Here is an 11,976-nt window from a genome sequence, read left to right as displayed (position 1 = left end):
GTAAGTGAATAGAGTGAAACTCTGTTCGCTTATGACAAGGCGAACAAGCAAAGCGCGTTAGCTTGAATATACAATTAGCTATGAAACTCAATTCAATGTGTCCAATTTCTTGACAGAGTATCAGTTCTAATTATTTCTCAAAATGATAAAGATAGGGGGGTTGGACTTTATAAATGGTGGTGAGTAAGGTGGAAAGAAAAGTTACTAAAATAGGGAATAGTCTAGGTATAACATTACCAACGGAGGTACTTAATTATCTTCAAGCCGATCAAGGTGATGAACTAACATTTAAGTTAGAGAATAACGGAAGTGTTTCAATAAAAAAATGCAAAATTTAAATCTGGATGGATTAGAGGGAATCGATCAAGATTTTATTGACGGTGTAAAAGAATTGTTCGAAAACTATGATGCCACTTTGCATAACCTTGCAGATCGGTAAGTTGAATTCACATGACACGGTTCATTACTGATAAGGAATTTTTTAAGTGGGAGTTACTTTTAACGTCTTGAACCAAAAGTTTAGTCTTAGAGGAAATTAAAAAAGGTACCACCCTACATATGTAGGTAGGTGGTACCTTTTTTACGCATTTAATTCCCCGCAGAGCGATCGTCTAAATACCGGTACAATGTGGATTTACTGATGCCTGTAGCTTCTTTGATCTCATAGAGTGAGTATTTTTTGCTGTCGTACATTGCAAACGCACGTTGTAGATTCTCATCGGATTTCCGAGGGCGGCCGATCAATTTGCCTTGTTCTTTTGCTTCTTGTAAGGCGAAGGTGGAAGAATGGCTTAAAAAGGTCGATTGGATGTTCATGAAAAATGTAGCACTCTGAAGGAAAGTGTGTTGCAGGATGGTGCGATTGGTCAGTTGCTCATCTAAGAAATGGATGGTGATTTGATCGCGTTCGGCGAGCCGTAATACGTCGAGTAGTTGTTGCAACGAATCGGCTAACGCTTCGACGTTTTGAAAATATAATTCATCCCCTTGTCGGACAGTCATGAATAACTGCTCGAGTGCAGTTCGTTTCTTCGCAAGTCCATGGGTTTCACGGTATTGGTGTTCAAGCGTGAGTCCTTTAAGCTGTTGTGTTCCTTGCTGATCTTGTACAATCGGTCGGCTGTATCCGTACTTCATTTTTTCACCTCGTTGTTCCCAAAACTATTCACTTATGGGACGACAAATGATATGCTAATAACATTCTACCACTAGGGAATTCTATTTGTAAGTTTAGTCATCATGAGAGGGGCACTTTTAGAATATGTATAGTTTAAAACAACAATGGTTTGGGAATGTTCGTGCTGACCTGTTGGCGGGTGTCGTTGTAGGACTGGCACTTATTCCTGAGGCATTGGCTTTTGCTTTTATCGTTGGCGTCGATCCGCGTGTTGCGTTATATGCTTCGTTTGCAATTGCCGTCATTACGTCATTTGTAGGCGGCAGACCAGGGTTAATTTCCGCGGCGACCGGGGCGATGGCTTTGGTGCTTGTCAGTTTAATGGCAGACCACGGTTTGGAATACGTATTGGCTGCGACAATTCTCACGGGGATCATTCAATTTATCCTTGGCGGGCTCGGTGTCGCGAACTTAATGCGCTTCATCCCGAACTCGGTCATGCTCGGGTTCGTAAATGCGCTAGGAATTATGATTTTCATGTCGCAAGTGCAATATTGGTTTGGATCGACAACTTCTGCATTTTTATTCGCAATGATTACACTGATTTTAGTGTATGCGATTCCGCGGTTTTTCACAGCTATTCCTGCGCCTTTAATCGCAATTGTCGTCATGACAGCGATTGCGCTTATGAGCGGTGTAAAGATGCAAACAATCGGTGACTTAGGGACGATGCCGAATTCGTTACCGACATTTTTCTTTCCTGACATCCCATTGAATTTAGAAACGTTGAAAATTATTTTACCGTATTCATTGGCATTATCGATTGTTGGTTTGTTGGAATCATTGCTTACTGCTCAAGTATTGGATGATATGACGGATACACCGAGTAATAAAAATCGGGAAGCGCGCGGACAAGGGATTGCGAATTTCATCACCGGATTTTTCGGTGGCATGGCAGGATGTGCGTTAATTGGCCAGTCCATCATTAATATTAAATCGGGTGGTCGTGGTCGATTATCGACATTGACCGCTGGTGTCTTCCTCATGTTCTTGATCATTGTTTTAGGAGATCTGGTGACGAAAATTCCGATGCCCGTTCTTGCAGGGGTCATGATCATGGTAAGTATGACAACGTTTAACTGGGGCTCATTTAAGTTTTTAAAACAAGCACCGAGAACGGAATCATTAGTCATGCTCATTACTGTCGTAATTATTTTGTACACGCATAACTTGGCAATCGGTGTCGTCGTCGGTGTCATCTTAAGTGCGTTATTCTTCGTAGCGAAAATTTCCCGTGTGACTGTAACGAATCATGAAGGGGAGTACAAAATTAAAGGACCGTTATTTTTTGCGTCCACGACGAAATTCATTCAGTCATTCGATAATGTGACGGAGCAGGACATCATCATTAATTTCGAAGATAGCCAGCTATGGGATGAATCGGCAGTCGGTGCAATTTTTAAAGTCGTTCAGAAGCTTGAAGAAAAAGGTGTGAACGTGAAGATTCAAGGGTTGAATGCTTCAAGTAAGCATTTATACGAAAAGTTACTGTAAAGTAAGTATAACGGTACATTGAGGGAGGAACCCACATGAAGATTGCTGTAGCGATTGATGGATCAGAGAACGCGTTACGTGCGGCAAAACATGCAATCCAGCTCGCGCAATACGTTCCAAATGCACAGTTGGAAATCATTTATGTTGCAGATTATAACAAGGCGAAAGACGAACGGTTATTAGCACAAAGCCCTGAAAGTCTTTCGTTAAAACGGGAACAAAAAGTGCACCCGGTTTTAGATTTGGCGACAGAAGCAGGCGTGAAGGCCGATATTACCATGTTGAAGGGGACGCCAAGCCTTGAAATCATTAAATATGTGAATGAAAAAGACATTGACCAGCTTGTTATCGGCAGCCGTGGATTGAATACGTTTCAAGAAATGGTGCTCGGCAGCGTTAGCCACAAAGTGATGAAGCACGTGGACTGTCCAGTAACGGTTGTGAAGTAAGTGAAGAAGGTACTTGAAGGAGCAAGGGGCATAAAACAAGCCGCTTGAGTTCCTAACAAGTACCTTTTTATTTCAGTTCTGTTAATTAATAACTTATTTCCTAGTGGGAATCTTCGAACCCGTTGGCTTGCGTTCCGGCGCACGCTTTCCGCGGGGCACGGGTGAGCCTCCTCGTCCGCTTTGCTCCCTGCGGGGTCTCACCATTCGTGCTATTCCCCCGCAGGAGTCGGCGCCTGCACTCCAGCCAACTAGCTTGTGCCGATAACTTATTTGCCTCTCAACTTATATAACGCTCAGCAGAAGGCGGCGAATCCGGATGGAACAGTGCGAATTGAGACCAGGACTGAGCGATGTGAGGGAATAAAGTGCTGCCTTAATTTCTGTATAATGCACAGAAATTAAGGCAAAGCTCACCCTTCGCAGTTCGCTTGGCGGAAGCCGTGCCTGCGGAACGAGACCGCCTGTAGCAAAAATACGGTGTTTATCGAGTATTATAGTGGAAAATTAAATATTCTTATATACAGTAAATTGGTTAATAAACACGCCTGTTTTATTTATTTATTAAAATTGCTTTTCAAAATGGTAGGTTGTCTATTTAACCAGTATTTTACAGAAATTTTCATTAGAGTATCATTGTTTGTGTCTTCTAAAATAAAGTCAGTGGGATACCTGGAGGACGCTGAAAAACTTAAGTTTTTATATTGCAAGGCACTCTAAAATTAATAAAGGGACCATTCCGTTCGGCACTGGATCGCTTTTTTTATGTTTTTATTTAACTAGAGTTCCGTTGATTGGAGTGGAGAGCGGCGACTCCTGTGGGATGAGCGGGACAGGTGAGACCCCGCAGGAGCGAAGCGACGAGGAGGCTCACCGCCCGCCCCACGGAAAGCGTCCGCTCGGAACGTAAATCAACAGTTCTAGCATAAGTACCTTTAATTGGACTTTTTCAGTGCCCTCGGATACCTGTTCTAGCTTTTTCTAAACAACGCAGTCCATAGAGCCGATGTTCCAAAGCAATTCTGATCGTTTCCGTAATCTTTCATCCTCCGTATTTCAACAACTTCAAAACGATTAAAGATTGTTCGCAAAGATTCTTCAGAAAAGCCCAAGCCTCCTTGTAGACTACGCCTTCTATAAACCTCCCAATCCGTTATATCAGCCCCACCTAACTCACCACCTTTTACGAAACACGTAATGGCAAAGTAGCCACCGGGTTTTAAAGAATGAGAGAGTAAGTTAAGATAGCTCATTCTTCTATGTGGTGCTATATGATGAAAACAACCAGAATCGTAAATAATATCGTAGGCTTCTTCTTTAAGTTGTAGCTCGAAAATGTTTTTGTGAATGAAATTTACAGAGACCTCTTTTTCGTTAGCACGTTCTTCCGCCCACTGAAGAGATTCTTCAGATAAATCAACGGCATTAACGGTACAACCTTTTTCAGCAAAGTATAGAGCGTTTCTACCGGGGCCACAGCCAAGTTCAAGGACATTTCCAGGCTGGATGAATTGATTTTCAAAATAGGAAACTAAGTTCTCATCCGGTTTATTTACGAAAAAGGGGATTTTTTTATCACGGTCTTCATAAAATGCATTCCAAAAATCTGTAGGTTCTCTTAATAAAGAATCTAACATCTCAACGACATCTTCGTAGCTGCTAATTGTCTCTTTCAACTAAATCCCTTCTTTCTTCATCCATATATAAATTATACTGAAAATTTCGAGTGGGAAAAGGTCATTCCCGTTACAGAATAATTAAAATGATGGGATTCATTGTTGCTATGACGGTACTGGAAAGGGGTATGAGCGCTTTACAATCAGCAGTGTGACTTCAGGCAGGTAAACAGGTGTTATGGGTGTCGGAGGAGTAAAAGTAGGAAAGCGTGTGTAGTAGTAGTAGTAGAACGTGTGCATCTAACAAGAGTTGCGAATAAATTGTTACAAATGTTGCAAAACGATTACTGGTCAACTACTGATCATCATTGCTCAAGTAGTATCAACAGGTAAGTTCTATATGAAATCTACTCTGTATGTTACAATTATTTACAAGTCAGGATCTTGGAGGAGGTAAACGGTGGGAAAGATTGTGTTAGGCCTATTTTTCATTTTCTTTACGACAAATGTATCTTTTGTCGATACAGGAATCGTGTTCTATGTAACGAATGTAATTGGTTATCTATCCATGTATGTAGGTGTTCGTGAGTTGCACTTGCAAAGTGATCAATTCAAGCGAATTCGATTATGGATAGGATTCATGCTTGCGCATAGTGTATTTTTTGTCGTACTCAATGGCACTGGGAACTCAATTCAGACTCATGCGTTGTCTACATTTAGTTCATCGTTTGTTGGATTTTTTCTCCTTGCACTGGCACTAGTAGGAATGAGCATAATTTTTTATATTCTCCATTTGCTACTGCAGGAAGGTATATTTGCAAAGGTAGACAGGTTAGTAGGAGGCGTGTTTGCTACGTTTATAGTGGCGGGTATTTGCTTTTTCGTTACCCCTTCCTACGCATTCCTGCCAATGATTGTCTTATTTTTGTTTGAAGCGGTTTTGCTCATTCGTATGTATGCCACAATACAACAACAAAAAGTGATTAGCGCGTAATAAGAGATAGAATGGAAAAAGGAACTGCTACTCAATGCAGTTCTCAGAGTGTAGACAAAGTTGATTTTTTACTTTGTCTACACTTATTTAATAAAATTTGTGATACATAGAAATTCTTCAGCCTGATTGAAAACGCTTGTCAGGTGGAAGGCAGTCTAAGTTCGGGACGTCCTGTCCCAACGACTGCATGACCTGCATCGTGCAGGCCCGCGCGAAGTCGAGCGAAGACGCGAATAGAACTAAAGTTCATGAGTGGACGAGCGAGACGAGCAACAACGGATGCGAGCGTTTGTCAACAGGCTGGGAACTGCAACTCAATGCAGTTCTTTTCTATGTTCAGCAATATGCTTCAGCTCTTTTGCACGACTTATGATGAGATGAAGTTTTTCATGTAGCGCTCTAAAAATAACCTATCTGCAAATCGGCCAATTACCCCGAATGGAGACTTGTAAGTGAACGAGTCTTTCATCACCGTTCCACTGCCACGTTCTTGAAATGTGTGCACATGTGTAAATGAATGAAAAGCCCCTGAGAGCATGACATCTGTGAATGAATAGGGAACGTCCATTTGAATGATTTTTGCTGTTAACCGTTGCTTTATGCCGAAGTGTACAGCTTCCCATGTTACAGTGCCACCCTCATCCATCAATCCTTGTGTAACGCCGTCGACTGCCCGCTCTTTCGTTTTTGCAGTCGTCAACGTATGCACCTCGACATTGCGCGCTAGGTCGAAGCAAGTATGAATAGGGGCTTCAATATAGATCTCGTATTCAATGGTCGGCATTTGTTCACCCTCCTTGCATGCTAATGTTAGGAGTATACCAAATAACGCCGTGCATAAAGAGGCTGGGACAAAACAGAAAAAATGCATGAAGGCAAAATTCGCCTTCATGCATTTTTTCTGCTTTTACAATTTCTCTTTTTCATATTCATGAGTGGATCGGAGCGGAAAAAGGCCGACTCCTGCGGGACTGTAGCGCGATTGTTGAGACCCCGCAGGGAGCAAAGCGAAGCGACGCGAACGAGGAGGCTCAAGCGCGCCCCGCGGAAAGCGTGCCTTTTGGAGCGCAGAGAAACGGTCTAAGTAGAGTTTTGTCTCAGCCTCTTTCGTGTTAATTACCATCGTAATGAATCGGTGATCCTGGTCCAAGGTCGAAGCCGAACAGCATCCAGACGATAAGCGTCAAGCTCCAGAACAACAAGAAGAACATCGAGTAAGGGAACATGACCGATACGAGTGTCCCAATACCCATTTTCTTATCGTATTTCTGTGCAAATGCAATGATGATTGCAAAATACGTCATGAGTGGTGAAATAATATTTGTTGAAGAATCTGCTACACGGTATGCCATTTGGGTCAGCTCCGGCGAGTAGCCAAGCCTCATCATAATGGGGACAAATACAGGTGCCATCATTGCCCATTTTGCGGATGCACTACCGATGAACAGGTTAATGAATGCCGCGATAACAATGAACAATAAAATCAATGGAATGCCCGTCAAATTGATGCTTTCAAGGAACTTTGCACCATATACACCGAGAACAAGTCCCATGTTTGATTCTGAGAAGAATGCAACGAACTGGCTCGCAGTAAAGGACAATACAATGAAAGTACCCATTGCAGCCATTGTGGCAGATAACATCTTCGCAACATCTTTGTCGTTCCGTATTTCTTTTGTCACTTTCCCATAAACGAGTCCAGGTACGAAGAAGAGGAACGCGATAATTGGTACAAGTGATTTCATGAATGGTGATTTGATAATCGGCATATCCGCTTCATCTCCACGTAGCGGTGCACCTGGTAGTAATACGAGTAAAGAGACAAGGATTCCAGCTATGAGCAATGAAAGTCCAGCCCATAGTAACCCTTTTTTCTCGATAGCTGAAAGTTTTTCTACCTTTTCACGGAATTCACCGTTGTATTCCCCAAGACGTGGTTCGACAATTTTCTCCGTCACCCAAGCCCCTACTACTGTAAGAACTACAACAGAAAATGCGATGAAATAATAGTTCATGGCGATATTCATACCGTCCGCATAAGCTGGATCGATAATTGCAGCGGACATGATTGTTAATTCCCCTAATAGAGCATCTGTCCCAGAGAGCAATAAGTTAGCGCTGAAACCACCAGATACGCCAGCGAATGCCGCTGCAAGACCTGCAAGCGGATGTCGTCCGAGTGCGGCAAAGATGACAGCCCCTAGAGGTGGTAGTACAACATAGCCTGCGTCAGAAGCAACACTCGACATGACACCTGCGAAAACGAGTCCAAGTGTAATCAGTCGTTTTGGAACGGACATGACAAATCCGCGAAGTAACGCACTAATTAGACCAGACCCTTCTGCTAGTCCAATACCGAGCATTGTGATGAGCACGACGCCAAGTGGTGCGAAACCGATGAAGTTAGCTGTCATGTTGGTAATGATATAGTGAATGCCTTCTACACTGAGAAGGTTCGTAACCTCAATCGATTCTCCTTCTTTCCCTGGGTGAGGAACACTAATCCCAAAGGAAGATACGACAGCTGAAAGAACAATGACAACAAGTGCAAGGATCGCAAATAATGTCACTGGATGTGGTAAGCGGTTCCCTGTTTTTTCGATCATATCTAAAAACTTTTGGAAGAACCCTGTACGTTTTGTATGCATGGAAGACCCCTTTCTCTCATCAGAATACATTTCATTATTCTGTTAATTTTGTCTGTATTTTGGTTAAACTTTAGTATAGTAAACTTTCATTGGAAGATAAATAGTAGAGTAAAATGATTAAATTTAAGGAAATGTCCTACTAGTTAGTAAGTTGTTTGGTTGTTGTATTGTAGGGGTTCATTTATTTAGGGTGTCGAAAAATAGTATAAAAAATTCTATTGAGCAGCTTCTTTGAAGGGGCTAGCGACAAGTGGATATTCTAATCGTGGAAAAATAAATAGTACCTACGGAGAACAAGTATAGAAACATATACCTACAAAAAAATGGCATTAATAAACCCACCTGGAGTCATATGCTCAGGTGGGTTATTCATGTTCTACAGATTAAATCAAGTCTTTGACAGCCTTCGACATCGTCGCGCCATCTGTTTTACCCGCAAGCAACGGTTTCGCAATTTTCATCGCATCACCCATGTTCATGCCTTTTGTGACACCTGCTTCAGTGAGCATCGCTTTTACTTCTTCTTCGCTTAATTGCTTTGGCAAGAAGGATTTCAATAGTAACAATTTCTTCTCCTCTTGCTCAATCAAATCTTCGCGTTGTGCTTGTTTTGCACCATCTAACGCTTGGTTCGTCTGCTTGACTTCGCGGTTGACGACTGCAATTTCCTCTTGCTCTGTCAATGCAGACCCTTTCTCTTTTTCAGCAGAATCCAATGCGGATTTTAAAAGCGTTAGTACACCTTTTGCGAGAGTGTTTTTTTCCTTCATTGCGGTTTTCAATTGTTCGAACACAGTTGTTTTTAACATATTGTTTCTCTCCTCTCTCTGTTTCGTTAGAAATGAACGACACAAAGCTATGTGTAAAAAGTATAGAAGAGATATTTCCCAAAATCAACTTTCGTCTTCACTGCATACACAATTTGAATACAAATGGATGACTCTGGCAACTATGAATAGAAAGCGGTCATTATTAAAGGAGGAAAACGAAATGGCAGACAATCCTAAAGGCGTACAAGATAAAAAAGGCATGAGCCGCCGTACGTTCATGAAAAATACGGGCCTTGTGGCGGGTGGAGTAGTCGGTGGGGGGCTATTTGGCAGTCTACTGACAAACCAGCTGCAAGATAAGCCCGCCGTACAGTCGACACAAGAAAACGGACTTATCCAAGATGCGCGTGTTTTTTTCAGTCGCGGACAAGATTTTGATATTTTAGCTGCCGCCACAGAGCGTATTTTTCCAAAAGATGATTTAGGACCAGGGGCAATTGAACTTGGCATTCCGTATTTCATTGACAAACAATTGAGCACAGAATGGGGCATTAACGCCAAGGAATATATGAAAGGGCCTTTTGCCGTCTATACGACCAATACAGGCACGCATAATAACTCGCGAAATCAAAGCCAACAAGGACCAAACGCTGAAACGCAAGTACCTGCTCCAACGCCGCGTTACCAAACAAAAATGACGAGAAGTGAGATTTTTGTTACGGGGCTCCGTGAAATGGATAACGTTGCACAAAAAGAATTTGGTGCAAGCTTCGTCAAACTCACAGGAGAACAACAAGACGAAGTGCTGCGCATGTTCGATGAAGGAAAAGTGGACTTAAAAGGAATCGGTTCGAAAAACTTTTTCAATATGTTGCTGCAAACGACATTAGAAGGCGCATACGCAGATCCCGTTTATGGTGGAAATAAAAACATGATGGGCTGGAAGATGAAGGAATATCCAGGTCCGCGAGCAAGTTACATGGCACAAATTGAAGTAGATGAATTTGTAAAGTTAGAACCACAGAGTTTACGCAATTATCAAGGTCATTAATGGGAGGAAACATAGATGGTCATTAAATTAGAAAAAGTAGATGTCGTCGTCGTTGGAACAGGTTGGGCAGGAGGCGTTGTCTGCGCTGAACTTTCAAAAGCTGGCTATAAAGTAGTCGCATTGGAACGAGGGAAAAACCAGACGAGGGAAGATTACATCGGAGTGAAAGATGAGCTCCGCTATACAAATCGCTATGAAATGATGCAAAACCTTTCTTCTGAAACCATTACATCTCGAAATAATTTAGACGAAGTCGCTCTTCCGGTTCGAACGCGTAAAGAAATGATGGCGGGAACGGACTTAGGTGGTGGCAGCGTTCACTGGGCTGGTGCATGCTACCGATGGACACCGTATGATTTTGAGATTAAAAGCAAGACGATTGAGCGTTATGGAAAAGGCAAGATTCCTGAAGGGATGACGATTCAAGACTGGGGCATTACGTATGATGAGATGGAAAAGTACTATGATAAATGGGAGAAGACAGCGGGCATTTCAGGTGAAGCGGACCCGAATCCACTCGCCGCAAAACGCTCCAGCGACTATCCAAACCCGCCTATGAAAGAATCACCACCTATTAAATTGTTCAAAGAAGCAACAAAGAAATTAGGCTATCATCCTTTCCAAGTACCAGCAGGAAATTTATCGCAGTCATACACAAATCCAGATGGTGAAGCGATGAATGCTTGTATGTACTGTTCTTATTGTACGCAATACGGTTGTGACTTCGGTGCTAAATCAGATCCGCTTGTTTCCGTCATTCCGACTGCGACAAAGACGGGGAACTTTGAGGCTAGAGTCGGAGCGAATGTCCGACGCGTCATCTACAAAAATGGGAAAGCGACAGGTGTCTTGTATGTGAACACATTGACGGGTGAGGAATACGAACAACCTGCAGACGTAGTCGTGCTCGCAGCATTCACTTTTACAAATAATCGTTTGCTCTTACTATCTGGAATCGGCGAGCCGTATGATCCGAAAACGCGAAAAGGAGTCATCGGTCGAAATTACAACGGTCAATTTGGCATTACATTCCTAGGTGCACGTGGCTTCTTCGATGAGAAGAAATTCAATTACTATGCAGGTGCAGGAGCATTAGGGGGCGTCATCAGCGATTATGCAGCGGATAACTTCGACCATACGAATTTAAATTTCCTCAACGGTGGCGGTATTGAAATGCGTCAATACGGTTCCGGCCCTATCGCAACGAACAAAGTGCCAAAAGGAACACCGTCATGGGGAGCAGAATTCAAAAAGAAGTCTGTTCATTATACAAATAGATCATTGGTCGTTTGGTACACATCCGCAAACATGGCGTGGTGGCACAATTACCTCAGTTTAGATCCGACCTACAAGGATGACAACGGTGATCCGCTATTACGCGTAACCTTTAAATATACTGACCAAGACCGCAATATCGCTAAATTCGGTATCGAGAAATCGCGTGAAATTATGGAAGCGATGGGCGCAGACATTGTGGATGAGGATGAAGTGCCTCAAGAATTCGACCACGTCTATGACGGCGGCCATTACGCAGGTGGCGTCATTATGGGTACAGATCCTGCGACGTCTGCCGTAAATAATTATCTACAAATGTGGGATGCAGAAAATATCTTTGTTATCGGTGCGTCCGCGTTCCCTCAATTCGCAGGCCATCACCCGACAGAAACCGTTGGTGCGCTCGCCTATCGTGCTTCAGAAGGAATTGAGAAGTACTTGAAAGAAGGCGGTATGCTGGTCGCTAAAAAAGAAGTGAGTACGCAAGTGTAACAGCAGTCCAAAA

11 protein-coding genes are annotated in these 11,976 nt (G+C 42.8%); 6 read left to right on the top strand and 5 right to left on the bottom strand.

What is annotated here, in order from left to right:
* Nucleotides 1-173: 173 nt before the first annotated feature.
* On the top strand, nt 174-338 hold the full coding sequence (locus QT711_RS19615; protein WP_398296239.1) for an AbrB/MazE/SpoVT family DNA-binding domain-containing protein: 165 nt from the start codon (nt 174-176) through the stop codon (nt 336-338).
* A 250-nt stretch (nt 339-588) separates the two neighbouring features.
* On the opposite strand, the gene QT711_RS15470 is transcribed toward QT711_RS19615, so the two are convergent.
* The gene (locus tag QT711_RS15470; RefSeq protein ID WP_317945725.1) at nt 589-1,137 is read right to left on the bottom strand and encodes a recombinase family protein; all 549 of its coding nucleotides are present in this window, start codon (nt 1,135-1,137) and stop codon (nt 589-591) included.
* A 124-nt stretch (nt 1,138-1,261) separates the two neighbouring features.
* Here QT711_RS15470 and QT711_RS15465 point away from each other — a divergent pair, with 124 nt between their 5' ends.
* Together QT711_RS15465 and QT711_RS15460 are read left to right on the top strand one after the other, a co-directional pair.
* Entirely contained in the window at nt 1,262-2,671 is a 1,410-nt protein-coding gene (locus tag QT711_RS15465) for a SulP family inorganic anion transporter (protein ID WP_317945724.1), read from the top strand.
* 35 nt (nt 2,672-2,706) lie between these two features.
* Nucleotides 2,707-3,120: a universal stress protein gene (locus tag QT711_RS15460; RefSeq protein WP_317945723.1), complete on the top strand. Its 414-nt coding sequence runs from the start codon at nt 2,707-2,709 to the stop codon at nt 3,118-3,120.
* A 968-nt stretch (nt 3,121-4,088) separates the two neighbouring features.
* Here the strand turns inward: QT711_RS15460 and QT711_RS15455 are convergent.
* Complete coding sequence (locus QT711_RS15455) at nt 4,089-4,793, bottom strand: class I SAM-dependent methyltransferase (RefSeq protein WP_317945722.1); 705 nt, start codon at nt 4,791-4,793, stop codon at nt 4,089-4,091.
* Nucleotides 4,794-5,193: 400 nt separating this feature from the next.
* Between QT711_RS15455 and QT711_RS15450 the strand changes: the two genes are divergently transcribed.
* Entirely contained in the window at nt 5,194-5,727 is a 534-nt protein-coding gene (locus QT711_RS15450; protein ID WP_317945721.1) for a hypothetical protein, read from the top strand.
* A gap of 367 nt (nt 5,728-6,094) precedes the next feature.
* Here the strand turns inward: QT711_RS15450 and QT711_RS15445 are convergent, their stop codons facing one another.
* The 3 genes from QT711_RS15445 to QT711_RS15435 all read right to left on the bottom strand — a co-directional run bounded on the left by QT711_RS15445 (nt 6,095) and on the right by QT711_RS15435 (nt 9,184).
* Complete coding sequence (locus QT711_RS15445; RefSeq protein ID WP_317945719.1) at nt 6,095-6,511, bottom strand: SRPBCC family protein; 417 nt, start codon at nt 6,509-6,511, stop codon at nt 6,095-6,097.
* A gap of 328 nt (nt 6,512-6,839) precedes the next feature.
* Entirely contained in the window at nt 6,840-8,375 is a 1,536-nt protein-coding gene (locus QT711_RS15440) for an AbgT family transporter (protein WP_317945717.1), read from the bottom strand.
* A 383-nt stretch (nt 8,376-8,758) separates the two neighbouring features.
* Nucleotides 8,759-9,184 (bottom strand): GatB/YqeY domain-containing protein, encoded by a 426-nt coding sequence (locus QT711_RS15435; protein ID WP_317945715.1) that lies wholly within the window; start codon nt 9,182-9,184, stop codon nt 8,759-8,761.
* A 181-nt stretch (nt 9,185-9,365) separates the two neighbouring features.
* On the opposite strand from QT711_RS15435, the gene QT711_RS15430 reads away from it, so the two are divergent.
* A complete protein-coding gene (locus QT711_RS15430; RefSeq protein WP_317945713.1) occupies nt 9,366-10,196 on the top strand; it encodes a gluconate 2-dehydrogenase subunit 3 family protein in 831 nt (276 codons plus the stop codon).
* Between the two features lie 15 nt (nt 10,197-10,211).
* Nucleotides 10,212-11,963, top strand: a complete 1,752-nt coding sequence (locus tag QT711_RS15425; RefSeq protein ID WP_317945711.1) for a GMC family oxidoreductase — start codon at nt 10,212-10,214, stop codon at nt 11,961-11,963.
* Nucleotides 11,964-11,976: the final 13 nt, after the last annotated feature.

Source organism: Sporosarcina saromensis (genome assembly GCF_033253735.1).
Classification (GTDB): domain Bacteria; phylum Bacillota; class Bacilli; order Bacillales_A; family Planococcaceae; genus Sporosarcina; species Sporosarcina saromensis.
This window is presented reverse-complemented; position numbering and strand designations above follow the sequence as displayed.

Coding starts and splice junctions, on each gene's coding strand:
- QT711_RS19615 (WP_398296239.1), top strand. CDS start 174: ATGGTGGTGAGTAAGGTGGAAAGAAAAGTTACTAAAATAGGGAATAGT.
- QT711_RS15470 (WP_317945725.1), bottom strand. CDS start 1,137: ATGAAGTACGGATACAGCCGACCGATTGTACAAGATCAGCAAGGAACA.
- QT711_RS15465 (WP_317945724.1), top strand. CDS start 1,262: ATGTATAGTTTAAAACAACAATGGTTTGGGAATGTTCGTGCTGACCTG.
- QT711_RS15460 (WP_317945723.1), top strand. CDS start 2,707: ATGAAGATTGCTGTAGCGATTGATGGATCAGAGAACGCGTTACGTGCG.
- QT711_RS15445 (WP_317945719.1), bottom strand. CDS start 6,511: ATGCCGACCATTGAATACGAGATCTATATTGAAGCCCCTATTCATACT.
- QT711_RS15440 (WP_317945717.1), bottom strand. CDS start 8,375: ATGCATACAAAACGTACAGGGTTCTTCCAAAAGTTTTTAGATATGATC.
- QT711_RS15435 (WP_317945715.1), bottom strand. CDS start 9,184: ATGTTAAAAACAACTGTGTTCGAACAATTGAAAACCGCAATGAAGGAA.
- QT711_RS15430 (WP_317945713.1), top strand. CDS start 9,366: ATGGCAGACAATCCTAAAGGCGTACAAGATAAAAAAGGCATGAGCCGC.
- QT711_RS15425 (WP_317945711.1), top strand. CDS start 10,212: ATGGTCATTAAATTAGAAAAAGTAGATGTCGTCGTCGTTGGAACAGGT.